Origin of the sequence: Sphingomonas lenta, from assembly GCF_002288825.1 — a bacterium.
Lineage (GTDB): Bacteria > Pseudomonadota > Alphaproteobacteria > Sphingomonadales > Sphingomonadaceae > Sphingomonas > Sphingomonas lenta.
This window is the reverse complement of record NZ_NSLI01000002.1, coordinates 349,368-368,946: the sequence shown is the minus strand read 5'-3', so window position 1 is coordinate 368,946 and position 19,579 is coordinate 349,368. Positions and strand designations below refer to the sequence as shown.

Here is a 19,579-nt window from a genome sequence, read left to right as displayed (position 1 = left end):
CCGTCTACGACGTGTGGACCAAAAGTTGCACCACGTCCTTCCCGGACAGGGGGCCCGAGACGGTGGTGCTGGAGTCGGGCGCGGCACCGGCCGGCGGCAACCGGTCGAGCGCGCCGAAGTCGCCCGCGCGCAGGCCCGCGGCATCGAGCGAAGCCCCGTCCGCGCCCGCCAGCGCGCCGCTCAGCAACGCGACGTAATCCGGTCGGCTGATTTCCACTGCACCGAGGCTGGCTAGGTGGTCGGTCTGGAATTGGCAGTCGAGCAGCGTGAAGCCGCCGACCTTGAGGCGCGCAACGAGCCAAGCGAGCGCGACTTTGGACGCATCCGTCGCGCGGCTCACCATCGACTCTCCGAAGAAGGCGCGGCCGAGCGCCAAGCCGTATAGACCGCCGACCAGTTCGTCGCCGTCCCAGCATTCCACCGAATGCGCGCACCCCATTTCGTGCAGGTCGTGGAAGACGCGTTCTATGCCGATGTTGATCCAGGTCTCCGGCCGACCGGGCACGGCTTCAGCGCACATCGCCAGCACGCGGTCGAACGCCTGGTCGGCGGTGACGCGGTAGCGGTCGGACGCGATCGTCTTGCGGAGCGAGCGGGAGAGGTGGAAGCCGTCGAGCGGCAGGACGGCGCGGCGGCGGGGCTCCACCCAGTAGACGCTGGGCGCATCGCGGTGGTCGGCCATGGGAAAAACGCCCACCGCATAGGCTCCGAGGACCAGCTGCGGATCGAGCGTCTCCAGACGTCGGCTCATCGTAGGAGGTGACGCTCCACGGCGCGCCAAAGTTCCGTGAACGCCCGCGCCGTGGACGAGCGCGGGAACGCGGCGCCGAGCGGAGAGCGCGCCGCGGCGGCGGCTTCCGCATCGCTCGCCATCGGGATCACCGGCCAGTCGGGCTCGGCCCGCAGCGCATCCGTGTGGAGCCGCCGCCGCCGATCCACCATTGAGTGGACGGGCAGGACGGGCGTGCGCTCGCGCAGATGCTGGAGCACCTCTTGGTAGGCGCGTATCGACAGCGCTGAGGGGACCACGGGGACGATGATCAGGTCGGCGGCGCGCATCGCCTGCTCGGCGGTCTCGGTCAGCCCGGGCGGGCAGTCCAGCAGGACGCGGTCGTGGTCGAGATCGCCGATCAGGCGGCCGAGACGCTTCTTCTTGTCGAGGTCGTGCAGCAGGTGGTCCAGATTGCGCAGCGACGCGTCGGCGGGAAGCAGGTCCAGTCCCGGATAAGCCGTGGATCGGATGAGTCGGTCGGGCGCGACGTCGCGCGAGAAGACGGCCTGTGCGCGGTCGCGGCGGCGGTTCTCGGGCCGGTCGTCGTAGAGGATCCAGCTGGCGGCGGCCTGCGGATCAAGGTCCCACAACAACGTGCGGCGGGCGGATTGGGTGGCTGCGGCCCAGGCCAGGTTGACGGCGAGGGTGGTCTTACCCACCCCGCCTTTAAGAGAGTAGATCGCAATCGTCGCCATTAGGCGGGAACGTGCCGCGACGTCCCAGCGGTAGCAAGCTTTACGCTTTGCAGCTCTGCTCGCTCTTGCCGGGCAATGTCACCGTGATGTTCTCGGTCGTGTCCGTCAGGCGATAGCCGCCGTCGGCCGTGTACGGCTCGCCCGCATTGGGCGCGCGCAAGGTCGTGGGCGCGCCGTTCTGCTCCGTGCGGACCAGCACCTGCTTATCGCCTTCGAAGAAGGTGACGTAGAGCAGGCTGTTGTCGCGGCAGCGGAAGGTCTGCTCGGCGCGGATCGCGGGCGGGAGCTCCACGGGCGCCGCTGCGGTCTTGTTCGCCGCCGGCTCGGACTCGGGGCCGACCGCCTCGGCGGAGGGACGGTTGTTGCAGGCGGCGAGCGCGACGAGCGCGGCGCCGGCGAGGAGGAGACGATGTTTCATGACGGCTCGGCCCCTGACCGAGCCGCGGAGCCGGGTCAAGCGGCTAGGTGAGTCGTTTTGTCGCATCCCGCCGGACCCTCATGCGTTTCACCAGCCCCGAGAAGGCCTGAGGAGAAGCGAAATGGGTGGAGCCAACAAGGCGGAGAACGACGCCCTGCAGAGCGGCGAGGGCGACCTCGCCCGCGGACAGGACGAACGCGAGTTCGGGGCCGGCGGCCAGGATGTGCAGAGCACCGGTGCGCGGGAGGACCGCGACGTGAACCGCGACGGCAAGCTGGACTCCGCGGGCGCGGACGCGTCGGCGCGCGCGCCGCTGGGCAGCACGCCGATGCCGCCCGACTAGGGTTTCGGCCCTAAGGCCGCTTGCCGGGCGCGGCGCTTCGTGTAGCCTCTTCCGATCTCTGGGGGAGACCGCATATGATCCGTCGCCGCGCCGCGCTGCTCGCCGCACTCCTGTTCTCGACCGCGCCGGCCCACGCGCACGAGCCGGCCAGGCAGGCCGCAGCGCCCGCGGCCCCGTCGACCGCCGACCTGCTGGTTCCGCCCGCGGACGCGCAGCGCTACGTCGTCGTGAGCCAAGCGGGCGAGCACGGGACCGCGGCGGCTTGGCGGCTGCCCGACGGCTCGCTCGCGCACCGGTTCAGCATGAACCTGCGCGGGCAGCTGTTCGAACTGGATCAGACGACGCGACTGGGCGCGAACGGCCTGCCGGAGCGGATCGTGGTGCGCGGCTTCACGCCGGGCGGCGACGCGGGCGAGCTGTTCGAGGTGCGGGACGGCGTCGCGCGCTGGCGCAACAAGGTCGAGAACGCGAGCGCGCCGTTCGACGGCCGCGCCTTCTACTCCGCTTACGGCGGGCCATGGTCCGCCAACGCGATCTTCGCCGAGGCGCTGTATCGCGCGCCCAACCGCACGCTCCGCATGCTGCCGAGCGGCGAGGCGCGCATGGTCAAGCTGGTCGACGTGCCCGTGGGCGGCGGCGCGACGGCCAAGACGGTGACCGCCTGGTCGATCGAGGGCCTGGGGCTGGAGCCGCTGCCCGTCCTCCTGAACCAGGACGGCAGCTTCTTCGCATTCGTCGTGTACGGCATGGGGATGCTGCCGCGCGAGTATGCCGGCGACCTCCTGAAGATCCAGCGGGCGCAGATCGACGCGCTCACGGCGCGCAGCCCGGAGATCGCCCGGCGCTTCGGCCAAGTCTCGCCCGTGCCCGTCGCCTTCACCAATGTCCGCATGTTCGACGCCGAGGGCAAGCGCTTCGTCGGGGGTCAGACGGTCGTGACCAACGGCCGCACCATCGCCGCGGTCGGGCCGGCGGCGAGCGTGCGGGTGCCGGCGAACGCCCGCGTGATCGACGGGCGCGGCAAAACGCTGACGCCCGGGCTGTGGGACGCGCACATGCATGTCGGTTCCGACCGGCAGGGCCTCATGCTGCTGTCGATGGGCGAGACGTCCGCGCGCGATCCGGGCGCCAACGTGCAGGCGACCGAGCTGCGCCGGAAGCGCGTCGCGGCCGGGCAGCTGCTGTTTCCGACGGTCTACTCGTCGGTCCTGATCGACGGGAAGGGGCCGCTGCAGGCGCAGGGCGGCCTGTCCGTATCGTCGGTCGAGGAGACGCTGGCCGCCGTGCGCCGCGCCAAGGACAGCGGGTTCACCGGCGTCAAATTCTACACGAGCATGAAGCCCGAATGGCTGTGGGCGGGCGTCGCCGAGGCGAAGCGGCTGGGGCTGCACGTCCACGGCCATATCCCGGCGACGCTGCGCGCCAAGGACGTGATCGCGCGCGGTTACGACGAGATCACGCACATCAACTTCGTGATGATGCAGGCGCTGCCCGACAGCGTGGTGGACGTGTCCAACGGCATCGCGCGCTTCGAGGGGCCGGGCCGCTACGCCAAGGACGTTGACCTCGACGCGGAGCCGATGCGCTCGCTCGTCGCCGAGATGGCGCGGCGCGGTACGGTGGTGGACCCGACGCTGGTCACGTTCGAGGGGCTGTACGTACCGGAGAACGGCGACCTGTCGCCCGCCTACGCGCCGTTCGTCGGCACCATGCCGCCGCAGGCGGAGCGCGGCTTCCGCGAAGGCGGGTTCAAGCCGCCGGCCGGGGTGACGCGCGCCGATTATCGCGCGAGCTTCGCCAAGCTCGTCCAGCTGACCAAGAAGCTGCACGACGCGAACGTGCCGATCGTGGCCGGGACCGACGGCGGCGGGCTGGAGCTCGTCCGCGAGCTGGAGCTCTACGTCCGGGCCGGCATGACCCCCGCCCAGGCGCTCGCCACCGCGACGATCGCGCCGGCCCGCCTCGCCGGCGTGGGCGGGACGACCGGCTCCATCGCCGTCGGCAAGGAGGCGGACCTGGTGCTGGTCGACGGCGACGTGTCGGCGGAGATCGGCGCCCTCAGGCGAACGCAGTGGGTGATGTCCGACGGCGCGCTGATGAACGCGGACGAGCTGCGCCGGGCGGCGGGCTTCTCGGGCGCGCCGAAGTAACGGCGCGCACTGGATCACGAAGCCGCCCGACCTGTCGGGACGGCGGACACGATATCGGTTGCGGCGAAATCGTCGCCCTTGAACAGCAGCGGCTCGCCCGTCGATTTGTCGAGCGCGTAGGCGAAGCAGTCGCCGAAGTTGAGGCTGGCGGGGTGGCCGGTGCCGCGGCCGTAGGTGCGATAGGCGGCGCGCGCGAGCTCGGCGTGTTCCAGGGTTACGGGTACGACTTGGACGCCCAACTCGGCCGCGGCTTTGTCGAGCGCGGCGGGCGGTATCTTGCGCCCACGTACAGCCACCGCAGTCAGCTCCACCCAAGAGCCGGCGGACATTAGCAAATGAGAAGCGTCGCTCATCCGGTCGAGGAACGCGGCATGCCCGTCCTCTTTCAGCAACACGGCAAATACCGCCGAGGTATCCAGAATCACGTTCCCGACCCGTCCTCTTCACGAAATTCGCGAAGGATCTGCGTAGACGTCTTCCCCTTCCATTCAGGCGGCAGATACTGTTGGAACTCCTCGACGGCCGCCTTCATCCGACGCAGTCGCTCCTCGCGCAAGGCAGTCAACTCGCGATGCTCGCGTTCTAGGGCCTCCCGGATCGTCTCCGTGACCGAGCGGCCCGTCGCATCGGCCAGCTCGCGCGCCAGGCGTACCGTGCGCTCGTCCTTGATGTTGAGCTGAACACCCATGTTCTACCTCCGTCGCTTCGGCATCTACCATCACACGAACTAGGCGGCAACGAAGCGGAAGTCGCTTGTAGGCCCAAGAGCTTGCGACCATGTGGCCGGGCATGCGCACGCTTCCCGACACCCTGTCCCTCATCGGCGATACGCCGCTCGTCCGGCTCAAAGGCCCGAGCGAGGCGACGGGATGCGACATTTTCGGCAAATGCGAGTTCGCCAATCCGGGCGGGTCGGTGAAGGACCGCGCGGCGCTGTTCATCGTCGAGGACGCGGAGGAGCGTGGGCTCCTGAAGCCGGGCGGCTGCATCGTCGAAGGGACGGCGGGCAATACGGGCATCGGGCTGGCGCTGGTGGGGAACGCCAAAGGCTATCGCACCGTCATCGTCATGCCGGAGACGCAGTCGCGCGAGAAGATGGATACGTTGCGTGCGTTGGGCGCGGAGCTGGTGACGGTGCCGGCCGCGCCTTACTCATCGCCCTGCCACTTCGTGCACATCAGCCGGCGGATGGCGGAGGAGACGGAGGGCGCGGTCTGGGCCAACCAGTTCGACAACGTCGCGAACCGGCGCGCGCATGTGGTCGGCACCGCGGAAGAGATCTGGACGCAGATGGACGGCCGGATCGACGGCTTCACCTGCGCGGTCGGGACGGGCGGCACGCTGGCGGGCGTGGGCATGGGGCTGAAGGCGAAGGACGAGTCGGTGGTGATCGCGCTCTCCGACCCGCACGGCGCGGCGCTCTACGAATACTACGCGAACGGCGAGCTGCGCGGCGAGGGGAACTCGGTCGCGGAGGGGATCGGGCAGGGACGGATTACCGGCAATCTGGACGGCGCGCCCGTGGACACGCAGTTCCGCATCAGCGACCAGGAAGGCTGGGAGTGGGTGCGTCGCCTGCTCGACGAAGAAGGGCTGTGCCTGGGCCTGTCGTCCGGCATCAACGTGGCGGGCGCGGTACACCTCGCCCGTGCGCTCGGGTCCGGCAAGCGGATCGCCACGATCCTGTGCGACACGGGCTTCCGTTACTTGTCGACGCTGCACAATCCCGAGTGGCGCGCGGCGAAGGGCCTGCGGCCGTAGGGCGATACGCTTGCGAATCGACATGGCGGCTCCGATGGGTTAATCTGGTCGCTCGAATGAAACGGGTTGCCGACGAAAAGAGCCAGTCGATGCAGCGCGTCCGGGTCGGAATGATCGGACTGGCCGCTGTGATCCTGCTGATCGGGCTCGCCTCCGTGCTGTTCTCCGGCGTCCGCGACCAGCGCGGCCGTACCGCCGCCGGCGGCGCGGACTCGGCCGTCGTGGCGAACATCACGTCCGCGAACGGGGCGGCGGTGAACGAGTCGGACGAGCCGCTCGCGGACCTGGGCGTGGCGCCCGGATCGGCCAGCGTCGATCCCGCCGCCAACCAGACGCGCTGATCCGGCGGGGAAATCCGGGGACGCCCTGGGCATGATTTCTCTTCTAGCTTCAGAACCGACCTTTTGCGTGCCTTTCGGAGGCGTGCGCGACGGCTCGCGCCTGCCACATTCTCCCGGAGCGCCGCCCGGTTAAGGGGAGTTATCCCCAACTTTCCCCGAATATCCCGTTGCGTCCCGCAGACCCCGTTGATATCAAGATCAGCAACGGGGCAGGTCCACTGTTTGCTGAAAACAGGGTCGATCGGCGGCGATGGCCGCGGTTCGGCGAGCGGTGGGTCGTGCGCTTCCCGGGTGCGAGGGTGGCGTGGCGGATCGGCGTCTTTATCAGGGAGGAGGCTTGGGTCTGGTGGACGACAAGGGTCGCGTCGCCATCCCCAATGCGCTCCGCTCGACGCTGGCGGAGAACGCTCCTCGGGCCGACGGCAAGGACGGCGGCACCATCATCGTCGCAGTGCACGAGGACCAGCCCTGTTTGGTCGCTTACGACCCGGCCTACCTGGCCGAGCTCAAGGCCGAGTTGGACAAGCGCACCGAGTTGTCCCGCGGAAGCGACGGTAAGGTCGATCCCAACATCAAGCGCAACGGCGCGAACGGCGAGGCGGTGCCCTTCGACGGGTCGGGCCGCTTCATCATGCCGGGCTTTCCGCGTTTTCATGCCGGCATAGGGAGCCACGCCTTTTTCTGGGGCACGTTGGACGCGATCGAGATCTGGGACCCGAAGACGCTGGTCGAGACGCCGGACCTGCCGCGCGCGATGGTTTCGGCCTGCCGCTACTACTGCCAGGAAAAGGGGATCGCGCTGTGATCGCGGACGCCCCCCATATCCCCGTGCTCCTCGACGAGGTGGTGGACGCGCTCGAGCCGCGGGCGGGCGAGACGATGGTCGACGCGACCTTCGGCGCGGGCGGCTACACGCGCGCGCTGCTCGCCCGCGGCGCGCGCGTGATCGCGTTCGACCGCGACCCGGACGCGATCGCCGCCGGGCGCGACCTCGCGGAGGACGCCGAGCTCACGCTGGTCCATGACGACTTCTCCGGGATGGAGCGGGGGGTTCCTGAGCCCGTCGACGGGGTCGTTATGGACATCGGCGTGTCGTCCATGCAGCTCGACCGGGCCGAGCGCGGCTTCTCGTTCCAGACGGACGGGCCGCTCGACATGCGCATGGCCCAAGAGGGCCCGAGCGCGGCGGATTTCCTGAACACCGCCGACGAGAGCGAGATCGCCGACGTCATCTACCGGTACGGCGAGGAGCCGAAATCGCGCCGGATCGCGCGCGCGATCGTGGACGCGCGGCCGCTGACGCGCACGTCGGAGCTCGCCGCGGTCGTGCGCCGCGCGCTGGGGCACCGGCCGCACGACAAGAAGGACCCGGCGACCCGCGTTTTCCAGGCGGTCCGCATCCATGTGAACCGCGAGCTGGGCGAGCTGGCCGACGGGTTGGCGGCGGCGGAGCGGGTGCTGAAGCCGGGCGGGCGGCTCGCGGTGGTGACGTTCCATTCGCTCGAGGACCGGATGGTCAAGCGCTTCCTGCGCGAGCGGTCGGGCTCGACGCCCGGCGGCTCGCGGCACCTGCCGCAGGCGGTGCGGGGTCCGGAGCCCAGTTTCGAGAAGGTCGGCCCGGCGATCCGGGCTGGTGAGGCCGAGCTCGCGCGCAACCCGCGCGCGCGGTCGGCCACGTTGCGTACGGCGCGGCGCACGGGGGCGCCCGCGTGGAACACGGAGACAGGGGTATGATGGCGGCGTACCGCTTGCGCGGTCTGGGATGGTTCGCGAGCTGCGCGGGGATCGTGCTCAGCTTCTATCTCGTCTCGCTCCAGGTGGCGGGCGAGCGAAACAAGCTGGAGGCGCTGAACGGCCGCATCCGCGCCGCCGAACGCGACATCCGCGCGCTCGAGACGGAGTTCGACACGCGCGCCAACCTCCAGCAGCTGGAGAAGTGGAACGGCGACATCCTGGCGCTGTCCGCGCCGGTGGCCGGGCAGTTCGTCGCGGACGAGCGGCAGCTGGCGAGTGCGCTGTACCGGGTGCCGGCGATGCCGGGCGGCGAGGGTGAAATGAAGACGGCGGCGCTGGTCGTGCCGTCGTTGCCGGTCGCGCCGGAGCCGATGATGGAGACGGCAAAGGCTCCCGCCGGGGCGGGCGCGGTCGCGCACGCCGTCGCGCGCGCGCCCGTGACGTCGAACGGGGCCGTGGCCGCCGCCGCGGCCCCGCCGGCCGCGCGTCCGGCCTCGGCCCGGCTTCAGCGCGTGGCCATGATCGATGGCAACCTGCTCGCCGACTTGGGTGCGCGTGCCCGGGCCGAGGCCTCGCGTTGACCCTAGTCGTCGCCCGTCCCGTCGCGCACCAGCGACGCACCGCCGGCCAGCGCCACGCGCTGGTCGCGATATCGCACATGCGGCTGATGATGCTTATGCTGCTGTTCGGGGCGGCGGTGACGCTCATCATCGGGCGGCTGTTCCTCTTGGCACTGTTCGCGGACGGCGACGCGGGCGCGAACCGGCTGACGGCGAGCCCGCGCGGGGACATCGTCGACCGCAACGGCGAGCCGCTGGCGCGCACGATCGACGCGTGGACGATCGGCGTGCACCCGAAGAAGATGCTGGGTGATCCGATGGAGGTCGCGCAGAAGCTGGCGGAGCTGATGCCGGAGCGGGGCGACCAGTGGTTTTTCCACCGGCTGCTGACGTCCGACGTCAGCTTCACCTATCTCCAGCGCCGCGCCAGCCCCGCGCTCGTGGAAGCGGTAAACGCGATCGGCGAGCCGGCGATCGTGTTCGACCGCGAGACGCAGCGTCTCTATCCGCAGTCCACCATGGCGGCCCACGCGCTCGGCTTTCTGTCGACCGACGGGAAGGGCATGAGCGGCATGGAGCGCGTGCTCGACGAGCAGCTCACCAACCCCGCGCTGAACGGCAAGCCCGTCGCGCTGTCGCTCGACATGCGCGTGCAGGCGGCGATGGAAAGCGAGCTCAGCCGCGCCATGCTGTCGATGCAGGCGCGGGGTGCTGCCGGCCTCGTGCTCGACGCCGACACGGGCGAGATTGTGTCCATGGTGTCGCTGCCTGTGTTCAACCCGAACCGGGTCGGCATGGCGGGCACGGAGGAGCTGCGCAACAACACCGTCCAGTCGGTCTACGAGTTGGGCTCCACGTTCAAGGTGATCACCGCCGCGATCGCGCTGGAGACGGGCGTCGCGACCGTCTCGCGCCGCTTCGACGCCACCGCGCCGCTCCAGGTCGGCCGCTTTCGCATCAAGGACGACCACGCGCAGAACCGCTGGCTCAACATCCCCGAGATGCTGATGCACTCGTCCAACATCGCCACCGCGCGCATCGCCGACGAGATCGGGCCGCAGCGGATGCAGGCGATGTTCCGCCGCCTCGGCTTCGACACCAAGCCCGACGTGGAGCTGCGCGAGAAGGGGCGTCCGATATGGCCGAGCTTCTGGGCGCGGACGACCACCATGACGACCGCCTACGGCCACGGCATCGCGGTGACGCCGCTGCACCTCGCCAACGCCTACGCCGCGATGATCAACGGCGGCGTGTGGCGTCCGACGACGCTGCTCAAGGTCGAGCCGGGCCGCGCGCCGCAGGGCCGCCGCGTCATCAGCGAGGAGACGAGCCGGCGCATGCGCCAGATGATGCGGCTAATCGTCCAGGAAGGCACGGGCAAGAAGGCGGAGGCGCCGGGCTATCGCGTCGGCGGCAAGACGGGCACCGCCGAGGTGCCGCAGGCGGGCGGCTACGCCAAGAACGCCAACGTCTCCACCTTCGCCGCAGCCTTTCCGATGGACGCGCCCCGCTACGTCGTGATTGCGATGATGGACTCGCCCAAGCGGGTCGAGGCGAACCAGTTCCAGACCACGGCCGCCTACACCGCCGCGCCGGTCGTCAGCCGCGTGATCGCGCGGACGGGTGCGCTGCTGGGCGTGATCCCCGACGACCGCCGCGACGTGGATCAGTCCGACATCATGCCGCTGCTGTGGCGCGCGCCGGGCGAGAAGGCGCACTGATGCGGCTGGGCGCGCTTCTGGGCGATGATCGCGCGGAGCCGGTGACCGGCTTCGCCATCGATCATCGCAAGGTCGCGCCCGGCACCGTCTTCGGCGCCTTCCCCGGACAGCGCTTCAACGGCGAGGACTTCATCCCCGCCGCGGTCGGCAGCGGGGCGGTGGCGGTGGTCGCCGCGCCGGACGCGCAGGTCGACGGCGCGGTGCACATCGCCGATCCCGCGCCCCGCGCCCGCTTTGCGCAACTCGCGGCCAAGTTCTTCGCGCCCTTCCCGGAGACCGCGGTCGCGGTGACGGGCACCAACGGCAAGACCTCCACGGTCGAGATGACGCGCCAGCTCTGGCGCATGGCGGGCCACCACGCCGCGTCCATCGGCACGCTGGGCGTGACCACGGCCGACGAGCGGGTGACGACCGGGCTGACCACGCCCGACATCGTCACCTTCCTGTCCAACGTCGCCGGGCTCGCGCGCGAGGGCGTGACGCATGTCGCGTTCGAGGCGTCGAGCCACGGGCTGGACCAGTACCGCACCGAAGGTCTGCCCGTCGCGGCGGCGGCGTTCACCAACCTGAGCCGCGACCACCTCGACTATCACGGCACGATGGAGGCGTATCTCGCCGCCAAGCTGCGCTTGTTCTCCGACGTGGTCTCGCCCGGCGGTGCGGCGGTGGTGTGGGCGGACGATCCCGTATCGGGCCAGGTCGCCGAGGTCGCCCGCGCGAGGGGTGCGCGCGTGCTGATGGTCGGCGAGCGTGGCGATGCGCTGCGGCTCCTGTCGCGTGCGCCGACTCTGCTCGGGCAGGCGCTGGTGATCGAGGCTGACGGTGCGGAGCACAAGGTTATGCTGCCGCTGATCGGCGCTTACCAGGCTGCGAACGCGCTAGTCGCGGCGGGACTGGTCATCGCGACCGGCGGCGAGGTCAAGGCGACGCTGCAGGCGCTCGCCCGGCTGCAGCCGGTGCGCGGGCGGCTGGAGCGGGCGGTGATCACGCGGACGGGCGCACCCGTCTATGTCGATTACGCGCACACGCCCGACGCGCTGGAGGCGGCGATCGCGGCGCTGAAGCCGCATGCGCAGGGCAGGCTGATCCTGGTGTTCGGCGCGGGAGGCGACCGCGACCAGGGCAAGCGTAGCGAGATGGGCGCGGTCGCCGCGCGCATGGCGGACCGGGTGATCGTCACCGACGACAACCCGCGTTCGGAAGACCCGGCGGCGATCCGCCGGATGGTTATCGACGGCGTCAGGGACGCCGTCGAGATCGGGGACCGCCGCGAGGCAATCGCGGCGGCGATCGGGGAAGCAGGACCGGCCGATATCGTGCTGGTGGCGGGCAAGGGGCATGAGCAGGGACAGGTCGTCGGTGACCTCGTCCTTCCCTTCGACGACGTGGCTGTGGCCCGGGAGTGTGCGAGATGAGTGTGACTGAGCGTAAGGCAATGTTCGAGACCCGCGAGGGCAAGTCGAAGCGTCCCAAGCTGGGGCTGAAGTTCGGGAGCGGCGATCTGTCGCCCCGGCCGCTGCCCCGTCTCGAGGGCGCACGGTGAACCTTTGGACGTCCGCCGAGATCGCGAGCGCGACCGGCGGAACGGCGTCCCAAGAGTTCGAGGTGTCCGGCGTCGCGTTCGACTCGCGCGAGGTGGGCCCAAGCGATCTGTTCGTGGCCATGCAGGGAGAGGTCACGGACGGACATCGCTTTCTACCCCAAGCGTTCGCGCAAGGGGCCGCCGGGGCGATCGTTTCCGGGTCGTGCGAGGGACCGCACGTCCGCGTGGCCGACAGCTTCGCCGCGCTGCAGGCGCTAGGCCGGGCGAGCCGCGCCAGGACGGAGGCGAGGGTGATCGGCGTCACCGGCTCCGTCGGCAAGACGTCGGCCAAGGAGGCGCTCTACGCCGCGCTGGAGCGGTCGAACCACGATCGGGTGCACCGATCGGTGAAGAGCTACAACAACCATACGGGCGTGCCGCTGAGCCTGGCGCGCATGCCGCAGGGCAGCGTCTACGGCGTGTTCGAGATGGGCATGAATCATGCCGGCGAGATCGCCGAGCTGACGCGGATGGTGCGCCCGCACGTCGCGATCGTCACCGCCATCGCGCCCGCGCATATCGAGTTCTTCGACTCGATCGAGGGCATCGCCGACGCCAAGGCGGAGATTTTCCAGGGGCTGGAGCCGGGCGGCGTCGCGATCGTGCCGTTCGACAGCCCGCATCGCGACCGCCTCGCGAGCGCGGCGCGCGCGCACGCCGAGCGCGTCGTCACCTTCGGGACGGGCAAGGGCGCGGACGTGTGGGCACGCGACGCGATGCGCCTGCCGACCGGCGGCACGTTCGTCACGGCGGTGATGGGCGAGGGGCGGGAGCTCAGTTTCACCGTGGCGCAGCCGGGCGAGCACTGGGTGTCGAACGCGCTGGCGGTGCTGGCGGCGGTGGACGCGGTCGGCGCGGACCTGGGTCAGGCGGGGCTCGCATTGGCGGAGATGGGCGGATTGCCGGGCCGCGGCGCGCGGTCGTTGGTGGCGGTCGACGGGGGCCAAGCGCTCGTGATCGACGAGAGCTACAACGCCAATGCCGCCTCCATGCGCGCGAGCCTGAAGGTGCTGGCGCACGAGCCCGGCCGCAAGATCGCCGTGCTGGGTGAGATGCGCGAATTGGGCGCGCAATCGGAGCAGCTGCACGCCGAGCTCGCCGACCCGATCGCGGGCGCGAGCGTCGAAACGGCGCTGCTCGTCGGCGAAGCGATGGAGCCGCTCGCCCGCGCGCTTGAGGGGCGGGTGAACATCGTGCATGTGCGGGACGCTGCGACGGCGCTGGACCGGCTCAAGGCCGTGCTGGCCCCGGGGGACGCGGTGCTCGTCAAAGGGTCGAACGGGGTGGGGTTGTCGCGCGTGGTCGCGGCGCTCGAAGGCGGGGTGTAATGCTTTACTGGATCGCGGACGCGCTGGGATTTCCCGGCGTCCTCAACCTGATCCGTTACCTGTCGTTCCGCACGGGCGGGGCGATCGCGACCGCGCTCGTCATCGGCCTCATCATCGGGCCGAAGTTCATCGGCTGGCTGCGCGTGCGCCAGGGCAAGGGTCAGCCGATCCGCACCGACGGTCCCCAGTCGCACCTCGCCAAGCGCGGCACGCCCACCATGGGCGGGCTGATGATCCTGACCGCGCTGGGCCTGTCCGTGCTGCTGTGGATGGACCTGTCCAATCCGTTCGTCTGGGCGTGCCTGTTCGTAACGCTGGGCTTCGGGTCGATCGGCTTCCTCGACGACTGGGACAAGGTGCGCAAAGCGTCCACCGCGGGCGTGTCGGGGCGCACGCGCCTCTTGCTGGAGTTCGCCATCGCGGGCGTGGCCGCGTGGATCATCATGCGGCAGAACGGGACTCCGCTGTTCCTGCCCTTCACCGACCGGATGTATATCGACCTGGGCTGGTTCTACCCGCTGTTCGCCGCGTTCGTGATCGTGGCGTTCGGCAATGCGGTGAACCTTACCGACGGGCTCGACGGGCTGGCGACGATGCCGGTAATCATCGCGTCGGTGGCGTTCATGCTGATCGCCTATCTGGCCGGCAATGTGCGGTTCGCCGATTATCTCGGCATCCCCTACGTCAACGGGGCGGGCGAGCTCACCATCTTCTGCGGCGCGGTGGTCGGCGGAGGGCTCGCGTTCCTCTGGTTCAACGCGCCGCCCGCGGCCGTGTTCATGGGCGACACCGGCAGCCTCGCGCTGGGCGGTGCGCTCGGCACGATCGCGGTGGTGGCGCACCATGAACTGGTGCTGGGCATCATCGGCGGCCTGTTCGTCGTCGAGGCGCTGTCGGTCATCATCCAGGTCTTCTTCTATAAGCGCACGGGCAAGCGCGTCTTCCGCATGGCGCCCATCCACCATCATTTCGAGCAGCTGGGCTGGTCGGAGCCGACAGTGGTGATCCGCTTCTGGATCATCAGCCTGGTGCTGGCGCTGGCCGGCCTGTCGACGCTGAAGCTGCGGTGATAACCGCGCGCGCCTGGGCGGGAAAGCGCTACGCCGTGCTGGGGTTGGCGCGGTCGGGCGCGGCGACCGTGCGCGCGCTGGTCGCGGCGGGCGCGGAGGTGGTGGTCTGGGACAGCGATGAGACGAAGCGCGCGGCCGTGACCGGCGCGACGGTCGCCGATCTCGACACGGTGGACCTCTCGCAATTCGACGCGCTCGTCGTCTCGCCCGGCGTCCCGCTCAACACGCACCCGCTCGCCGCCAGGGCGCGTGCGGCGGGCACACCGATCATCGGCGACATCGAGCTGTTCGCGCAGGCGCGCGCCGAGCTGCCGCCGCACAAGGTGGTCGGGATCACCGGCACGAACGGCAAGTCGACCACCACCGCGCTCGTGCACCACATTCTGCAAACCGCGGGCGTGCCTAGCCTGATGGGCGGCAACATCGGTCTACCCATCCTTGAGCAGGATCCGTTGCCGGAAGGCGGCGTCTACGTGCTCGAGCTGTCGAGCTACCAGATCGACCTCACGACCGGCCTCGACTGCGACGTCGCCGTGCTGCTCAACATCACGCCCGACCATCTCGACCGTTATGACGGTTTCGAGGCGTACGCCGCGTCCAAGGCGCGGCTGTTCGCGATGCAGTCGCCCGAGCACGAGGCGATCGTCGGCATCGGCGACGAGGCGTCGTACGACATCGCCCGTTCGCTCTCGGCGCGCGGTGAGCACCTGACCAAGATCGCGCCCGGCGTGTGCATGGACCAGTCGCGCTGGCCGTCGCTGCAGGGGCCGCACAACGCGCAGAACGCGCTCGCCGCCATCGCGGTCGCGCGCGCGTTGGGCGTCTCGGAGCGCGACATCGACCGCGGGCTGGAAACCTTTCGGGGCCTGCCGCACCGGATGGAGCAGGTCGGCGTGCATGACGGCGTCGTGTTCGTGGACGACAGCAAGGCGACCAATCCGGAATCGACCGCGCCCGCGCTGGGCGCGTATCCGCGCGTTCACTGGATCTTGGGCGGGCGCGCCAAGGGCGACGGCCTGGACGCGTGCCGTCCTTATTTCGACCGTGTCGTCCGCGCCTACACGATCGGCGAGGCCGGACCGGTCTTCGCGCGGGCGCTGCGCGACGCCGGGCTGGCGGTGGACGAGGCGGGGACGCTGGACCGCGCCGTCGTAGCGGCGGCGGACGCGGCACGGCCGGGGGACGCCGTGCTGCTGTCGCCGGCGGCGGCGTCGTTCGATCAGTTTCGTGATTACGAGGAGCGTGGAGACACGTTCCGCGCGCTGGTGGAGGGGTTGGCGTGAGCGATCTGGGGGTGCGCAAGCGGGAGGGCAACGTCGTGTCCCGGTTCAAGGGCCGGGGCGGCCGCGGCGACCGCTCGCCGCTGGGCACCTGGTTCTGGGACATCGACCGGGTGCTGCTCGCGCTGACGCTGTTCCTGATCGCGATCGGCCTGCTCGCGGTCGCCGCGGCGTCGCCCGCCAGCGCCAAGCGCTACTCGGGCGAGGCGGTGCAGATCGCGCCGCTCTACTATTTCTGGCGTCAGCTGATGTGGGTGGGCGTGTCGCTGCCCGTGCTGATCGGCGTGTCCATGCTGCCTGTCCAGCTCGCCAAGCGGTTCGCGCTGGCTGGGGCGGGGCTGTTCGTCGCGCTGCTCGCGGTGACGCCGCTCATCGGCGTGGAGGTGAACGGCGCCAGCCGCTGGATCGGCGTCGGCTTCGCGCAGTTCCAGCCGTCCGAATTCCTGAAGCCCATGTTCATCGTGTCGGTGGCGTGGCTCCTGTCGCTGAAGGTGAAGGATCCGGAGCTGCCGACGGTGGTCATTACGGGCGCGGCGACGGCGCTGGTCGGCGTGCTCCTGATGATGCAGCCGGACTTCGGCCAGACTCTGGTGTTCGGCGTGGTGTGGCTGGCGCTGCTCATGATCGCCGGCACGTCGATGCGCGTCATGGGCGGGCTGGGCGCGGCGGGGCTGGGCGGCATCGTCGCGGCCTACCTGTTCTATTCGACCGCGCGGAACCGCATCAACGCGTTCCTCTTCCCCGACGTCGAGGGCACGGGCGCGGCCGACCATTTCCAGACCGACGCCGCGCATCGGACGCTCACCAGCGGCGGCTGGACGGGGACGGGGCCGGGCAGCGGCGACGCCAAGTTCGGCCTGCCCGAAGCGCACACCGACTATATCTTCTCCGTCATCGGCGAGGAGTTCGGGCTGCTCGCCTGCTCGGTCATCGCGGTGGTGTTCCTGGCGATCATCGTGCGCGTGTTCGTGAAGCTCTTGGACGAGCAGGACGAATTTCGGCTGCTGGCCGGCGCGGGCCTCGCCACGCAATTCGGCGCGCAGGCGCTCATCTCCATGGCGGTCAACACGGGGCTGGCGCCGTCCAAGGGCATGACGCTTCCGTTCATCAGCTATGGCGGATCGTCGATGGTGGCGCTGTCGATCGGCATGGGCCTGCTGCTGGCGTTCACCCGGCGCAATCCGTTCTTGACGCGGTCGCCTTATGTGGTCCGTTGGAGCGCATGAGCAGACACTTCGTCCTCGCCGCCGGCGGCACCGGCGGCCACATGGTTCCCGCGGCGGCGCTGGCGGCCGAGCTGAACAAGCGCGGCCATCGCGTCGCGCTGGTGAGCGACCTGCGCGGCGTGCGCTTCCCCGGACTTTTCGAGGGCGTGCAGACGCATGTGCTGCCGGCCGGCCGGCTCGCGGGCGGGCCGATCGGCTGGGCGCAAGCCGGGCGCGAGATGCTGCGCGGCCGGGCGATGGCGCGCGAGCTGTACAGGACGTTCAAGCCGTCGGCGGTGATCGGTTTCGGCGGTTATCCGGCGTTCCCGGCGCTGCTGGCCGCCTTCGCCGAGGACATCCCGACGGCGGTGCACGAGCAGAACGCCGTTCTGGGGCGGGTGAACCGGCTGGTCGCGGGCAAGGTGGACGCGATCGCCACCTCCTACGCCAAGACGGAGCGGCTGAAGCGCAAGCACGAGGGCAAGGTCCGTCACGTCGGCAACCCGGTGCGCGAGGCGGTGCTCAACCTGCGCAGCCGGCCCTATCCGCTGCTGGAGGAGGAGGGCATCTTCCGCGTGCTCGTGACGGGCGGCAGCCAGGGCGCGAGCATCCTGAGCAAGGTCGTGCCGGACGGGCTATCGATGCTGCCCGTCAACTTCCGCCGCCGGCTCCAGGTCACGCACCAGGCGCGCATCGAGGACATCGACGCGGTGCGCGCGAAATACGCCGAGCACGAGATCCCGGCCGAGCTCGCCACTTACCTGCCCGACATGCCGGAGCAGCTCGCCTGGGCGCACCTCGTGATCGCGCGTGCGGGCGCGTCGACGATCGCCGAGCTGACGGCGGCGGGCAGGCCGGCGATCCTGGTGCCGCTGCCCAGCGCCACCGACGATCACCAGACGGCGAACGCGCGCGAGATCACGGCGGCGGGCGGGGCGCGCACGATCGCGCAGGACGATTTCACGCCCAAGGAGCTCGCCAAGCAGATGCAGCGGCTGGGCCTTGATCCCGCGGCGCTGGAGAACGCCGCGGGCCGCGCGCGGGCTTGCGGCAAGCCGGATGCGGTGCGGGACTTGGCGGACCTGGTCGAGCAGCTCGGCGCGCCGCTATCGGCGTTGCCGGTCGGCGTGGCGAAACCGGTGAAGAAGGTCGCCTACGCGTGACGGGCGTTCCGACCGACATCGGCACGATCCACTTCGTCGGCATCGGCGGCATCGGCATGTCCGGCATCGCCGAGGTGATGCACAATATGGGCTATTCGGTGCAGGGGTCCGACCTCGCCGAGGGCTATGTGGTCGAGGGACTGCGCGCGCGCGGCATCCCCGTCGCGATCGGCCACCGGGCGGACAATCTGGGCGACGCGGGCGTGGTGGTCACCTCGACGGCCGTCAGCCGCGCGACCAACCCGGAGGTCGAGACCGCCTATGCCCGCCGCATCCCCGTGGTGCGCCGCGCGGAGATGCTCGCCGAGCTGATGCGGCTGAAGCGCACAGTCGCCGTCGCGGGCACGCACGGCAAGACGACCACCACGTCGATGGTGGCGGCGCTGCTCGACGCGGGCGGTGTGGACCCCACCGTCATCAACGGCGGCATCATCAACCAGTACGGCTCCAATGCGCGGCTGGGCGCTAGCGACTGGATGGTCGTCGAGGCCGACGAGAGCGACGGCAGCTTCCTGCGCCTCGACGGCACGGTCGCGGTGGTCACCAACATCGACCCCGAGCACCTGGACCATTATGGCGGTTTCGACGCGGTCAAGGACGCGTTCGTGCAGTTCGTGGAGAACGTGCCCTTCTACGGCGCGGCGCTGCTCTGCCTCGACCATCCGGAGGTGCAGAACATCCTGCCCCGCGTGCGCGACCGGCGCGTCGTCACTTACGGCTTCTCGGCGCAGGCCGACGTTCGCGGCGTCAACGTGCAGCCTATCCCCGGCGGCAACCGCTTCGAGGCGTTGATCCGCGAGCGCGACGGTCGCGTCCGCTCGATCGAGGGGATCGAGCTGCCCATGCCCGGCCGCCACAACGTCCAGAACGCGCTGGCGGCGGTCGGCGTGGCGCTGGAGCTCGGCATCCCGGACGCGACGATCCAACAGGGCTTCAGCCAGTTCGGCGGCGTCAAGCGACGCTTCACCAAGGTGGGCGAAGTCGACGGCGTCAGTATCATCGACGACTACGGCCACCACCCGGTCGAGATCCGCGCGGTGCTGGCGGCGGCGCGCGAGGGCGTGCGGGGCAGGGTGGTCGCGGTGGTGCAGCCGCACCGCTACTCGCGGCTCGGCAACCTGATGGAGGAGTTCCAGACGGCGTTCAACGACGCCGACCGGGTGCTCGTCACGCCCGTCTACGCCGCGGGCGAGCAGCCGATCGAGGGCGTCTCCGCCGAGGCGCTGGTGGACGGGCTGAAGCGGCGCGGGCACCGGCACGCGGCGGTGGTCGGCGACCCGCAAGCGCTGGCGGCGGAGCTGGCCGCGACCGTCGAGCCGGGCGACATGGTCGTGTGCCTGGGTGCTGGCGACATCACGAAATGGGCCGCCGGACTCGCGCCCGCGATCGAGCAGCGGCGGCGGGGACTGGCGGCGTGAGCGACACTACCTCGTTCCTCCCCGGAACGGGGAGGGGG

21 protein-coding genes are annotated in these 19,579 nt (G+C 70.3%); 16 read left to right on the top strand and 5 right to left on the bottom strand.

Going from position 1 to position 19,579, the window contains the following annotated elements; translation table 11 throughout:
• Nucleotides 1-4: 4 nt before the first annotated feature.
• Genes aat through CKY28_RS04985 form a run of 3 tightly spaced genes read right to left on the bottom strand, consistent with a single transcriptional unit; the run spans nt 5 to nt 1,885 of the window.
• On the bottom strand, nt 5-751 hold the full coding sequence (gene aat, locus CKY28_RS04995) for a leucyl/phenylalanyl-tRNA--protein transferase (protein ID WP_176472958.1): 747 nt from the start codon (nt 749-751) through the stop codon (nt 5-7).
• On the bottom strand, nt 748-1,467 hold the full coding sequence (locus tag CKY28_RS04990; RefSeq protein WP_095997232.1) for a ParA family protein: 720 nt from the start codon (nt 1,465-1,467) through the stop codon (nt 748-750). The genes aat and CKY28_RS04990 overlap by 4 nt, the downstream gene beginning before the upstream one ends.
• A gap of 40 nt (nt 1,468-1,507) precedes the next feature.
• Entirely contained in the window at nt 1,508-1,885 is a 378-nt protein-coding gene (locus tag CKY28_RS04985) for a hypothetical protein (RefSeq protein WP_095997231.1), read from the bottom strand.
• Between the two features lie 121 nt (nt 1,886-2,006).
• Here CKY28_RS04985 and CKY28_RS04980 point away from each other — a divergent pair, with 121 nt between their 5' ends.
• Both CKY28_RS04980 and CKY28_RS04975 read left to right on the top strand, forming a co-directional pair.
• On the top strand, nt 2,007-2,228 hold the full coding sequence (locus CKY28_RS04980) for a hypothetical protein (RefSeq protein WP_095997230.1): 222 nt from the start codon (nt 2,007-2,009) through the stop codon (nt 2,226-2,228).
• A gap of 74 nt (nt 2,229-2,302) precedes the next feature.
• Nucleotides 2,303-4,378, top strand: a complete 2,076-nt coding sequence (locus CKY28_RS04975; RefSeq protein WP_095997229.1) for an amidohydrolase family protein — start codon at nt 2,303-2,305, stop codon at nt 4,376-4,378.
• A 14-nt stretch (nt 4,379-4,392) separates the two neighbouring features.
• Here CKY28_RS04975 and CKY28_RS04970 read toward each other — a convergent pair whose 3' ends face one another.
• Nucleotides 4,393-4,803, bottom strand: a complete 411-nt coding sequence (locus CKY28_RS04970) for a type II toxin-antitoxin system VapC family toxin (RefSeq protein ID WP_095997228.1) — start codon at nt 4,801-4,803, stop codon at nt 4,393-4,395.
• A complete protein-coding gene (locus tag CKY28_RS04965) occupies nt 4,800-5,066 on the bottom strand; it encodes a type II toxin-antitoxin system VapB family antitoxin (protein WP_095997227.1) in 267 nt (88 codons plus the stop codon). The genes CKY28_RS04970 and CKY28_RS04965 overlap by 4 nt, the downstream gene beginning before the upstream one ends.
• A 101-nt stretch (nt 5,067-5,167) precedes the next feature.
• Between CKY28_RS04965 and CKY28_RS04960 the strand changes: the two genes are divergently transcribed.
• The 14 genes from CKY28_RS04960 (at nt 5,168) to murC (ending at nt 19,541) form a co-directional block, all read left to right on the top strand.
• Nucleotides 5,168-6,139, top strand: a complete 972-nt coding sequence (locus CKY28_RS04960) for a cysteine synthase A (RefSeq protein WP_095997640.1) — start codon at nt 5,168-5,170, stop codon at nt 6,137-6,139.
• An 89-nt stretch (nt 6,140-6,228) separates the two neighbouring features.
• Nucleotides 6,229-6,480 carry a hypothetical protein gene (locus tag CKY28_RS04955; RefSeq protein ID WP_095997639.1) on the top strand — a complete coding sequence of 84 codons (252 nt, stop codon included), beginning with the start codon at nt 6,229-6,231 and terminating at the stop codon, nt 6,478-6,480.
• A 304-nt stretch (nt 6,481-6,784) separates the two neighbouring features.
• A complete protein-coding gene (locus CKY28_RS04950) occupies nt 6,785-7,285 on the top strand; it encodes a division/cell wall cluster transcriptional repressor MraZ (protein ID WP_095997638.1) in 501 nt (166 codons plus the stop codon).
• Entirely contained in the window at nt 7,282-8,214 is a 933-nt protein-coding gene (gene rsmH, locus CKY28_RS04945; protein WP_425442483.1) for a 16S rRNA (cytosine(1402)-N(4))-methyltransferase RsmH, read from the top strand. The genes CKY28_RS04950 and rsmH overlap by 4 nt, the downstream gene beginning before the upstream one ends.
• Entirely contained in the window at nt 8,211-8,795 is a 585-nt protein-coding gene (locus CKY28_RS04940; protein ID WP_095997226.1) for a hypothetical protein, read from the top strand. Before rsmH ends, CKY28_RS04940 begins: the two co-directional genes overlap by 4 nt.
• The gene (locus CKY28_RS04935; RefSeq protein WP_095997225.1) at nt 8,792-10,495 is read left to right on the top strand and encodes a peptidoglycan D,D-transpeptidase FtsI family protein; all 1,704 of its coding nucleotides are present in this window, start codon (nt 8,792-8,794) and stop codon (nt 10,493-10,495) included. Before CKY28_RS04940 ends, CKY28_RS04935 begins: the two co-directional genes overlap by 4 nt.
• The gene (locus CKY28_RS04930) at nt 10,495-11,910 is read left to right on the top strand and encodes a UDP-N-acetylmuramoyl-L-alanyl-D-glutamate--2,6-diaminopimelate ligase (protein ID WP_095997636.1); all 1,416 of its coding nucleotides are present in this window, start codon (nt 10,495-10,497) and stop codon (nt 11,908-11,910) included. Before CKY28_RS04935 ends, CKY28_RS04930 begins: the two co-directional genes overlap by 1 nt.
• The gene (locus tag CKY28_RS19250) at nt 11,907-12,038 is read left to right on the top strand and encodes a hypothetical protein (protein ID WP_281253209.1); all 132 of its coding nucleotides are present in this window, start codon (nt 11,907-11,909) and stop codon (nt 12,036-12,038) included. Before CKY28_RS04930 ends, CKY28_RS19250 begins: the two co-directional genes overlap by 4 nt.
• Nucleotides 12,035-13,405, top strand: coding sequence for a UDP-N-acetylmuramoyl-tripeptide--D-alanyl-D-alanine ligase (locus CKY28_RS04925; RefSeq protein ID WP_095997224.1), 1,371 nt, complete (start codon nt 12,035-12,037; stop codon nt 13,403-13,405). Before CKY28_RS19250 ends, CKY28_RS04925 begins: the two co-directional genes overlap by 4 nt.
• Entirely contained in the window at nt 13,405-14,475 is a 1,071-nt protein-coding gene (gene mraY, locus CKY28_RS04920) for a phospho-N-acetylmuramoyl-pentapeptide-transferase (RefSeq protein WP_095997223.1), read from the top strand. Before CKY28_RS04925 ends, mraY begins: the two co-directional genes overlap by 1 nt.
• Nucleotides 14,472-15,758: a UDP-N-acetylmuramoyl-L-alanine--D-glutamate ligase gene (gene murD, locus CKY28_RS04915; RefSeq protein WP_095997222.1), complete on the top strand. Its 1,287-nt coding sequence runs from the start codon at nt 14,472-14,474 to the stop codon at nt 15,756-15,758. The genes mraY and murD overlap by 4 nt, the downstream gene beginning before the upstream one ends.
• Complete coding sequence (locus tag CKY28_RS04910; protein ID WP_425442482.1) at nt 15,755-16,981, top strand: FtsW/RodA/SpoVE family cell cycle protein; 1,227 nt, start codon at nt 15,755-15,757, stop codon at nt 16,979-16,981. The genes murD and CKY28_RS04910 overlap by 4 nt, the downstream gene beginning before the upstream one ends.
• Nucleotides 16,978-18,123, top strand: a complete 1,146-nt coding sequence (gene murG / locus CKY28_RS04905) for an undecaprenyldiphospho-muramoylpentapeptide beta-N-acetylglucosaminyltransferase (RefSeq protein WP_095997221.1) — start codon at nt 16,978-16,980, stop codon at nt 18,121-18,123. The genes CKY28_RS04910 and murG overlap by 4 nt, the downstream gene beginning before the upstream one ends.
• Nucleotides 18,120-19,541 carry a UDP-N-acetylmuramate--L-alanine ligase gene (murC, locus tag CKY28_RS04900; protein ID WP_095997220.1) on the top strand — a complete coding sequence of 474 codons (1,422 nt, stop codon included), beginning with the start codon at nt 18,120-18,122 and terminating at the stop codon, nt 19,539-19,541. The genes murG and murC overlap by 4 nt, the downstream gene beginning before the upstream one ends.
• Nucleotides 19,542-19,579: the final 38 nt, after the last annotated feature.

Excerpts from the sequence above, each read along its gene's own strand:
- CKY28_RS04930 (WP_095997636.1), top strand. The coding sequence starts at position 10,495 with ATGCGGCTGGGCGCGCTTCTGGGCGATGATCGCGCGGAGCCGGTGACC.
- CKY28_RS04980 (WP_095997230.1), top strand. The coding sequence starts at position 2,007 with ATGGGTGGAGCCAACAAGGCGGAGAACGACGCCCTGCAGAGCGGCGAG.
- CKY28_RS19250 (WP_281253209.1), top strand. The coding sequence starts at position 11,907 with ATGAGTGTGACTGAGCGTAAGGCAATGTTCGAGACCCGCGAGGGCAAG.
- CKY28_RS04960 (WP_095997640.1), top strand. The coding sequence starts at position 5,168 with ATGCGCACGCTTCCCGACACCCTGTCCCTCATCGGCGATACGCCGCTC.
- CKY28_RS04985 (WP_095997231.1), bottom strand. The coding sequence starts at position 1,885 with ATGAAACATCGTCTCCTCCTCGCCGGCGCCGCGCTCGTCGCGCTCGCC.
- CKY28_RS04940 (WP_095997226.1), top strand. The coding sequence starts at position 8,211 with ATGATGGCGGCGTACCGCTTGCGCGGTCTGGGATGGTTCGCGAGCTGC.
- CKY28_RS04955 (WP_095997639.1), top strand. The coding sequence starts at position 6,229 with ATGCAGCGCGTCCGGGTCGGAATGATCGGACTGGCCGCTGTGATCCTG.
- murG (WP_095997221.1), top strand. The coding sequence starts at position 16,978 with ATGAGCAGACACTTCGTCCTCGCCGCCGGCGGCACCGGCGGCCACATG.
- aat (WP_176472958.1), bottom strand. The coding sequence starts at position 751 with ATGAGCCGACGTCTGGAGACGCTCGATCCGCAGCTGGTCCTCGGAGCC.
- CKY28_RS04965 (WP_095997227.1), bottom strand. The coding sequence starts at position 5,066 with ATGGGTGTTCAGCTCAACATCAAGGACGAGCGCACGGTACGCCTGGCG.
- CKY28_RS04975 (WP_095997229.1), top strand. The coding sequence starts at position 2,303 with ATGATCCGTCGCCGCGCCGCGCTGCTCGCCGCACTCCTGTTCTCGACC.
- mraY (WP_095997223.1), top strand. The coding sequence starts at position 13,405 with ATGCTTTACTGGATCGCGGACGCGCTGGGATTTCCCGGCGTCCTCAAC.
- CKY28_RS04990 (WP_095997232.1), bottom strand. The coding sequence starts at position 1,467 with ATGGCGACGATTGCGATCTACTCTCTTAAAGGCGGGGTGGGTAAGACC.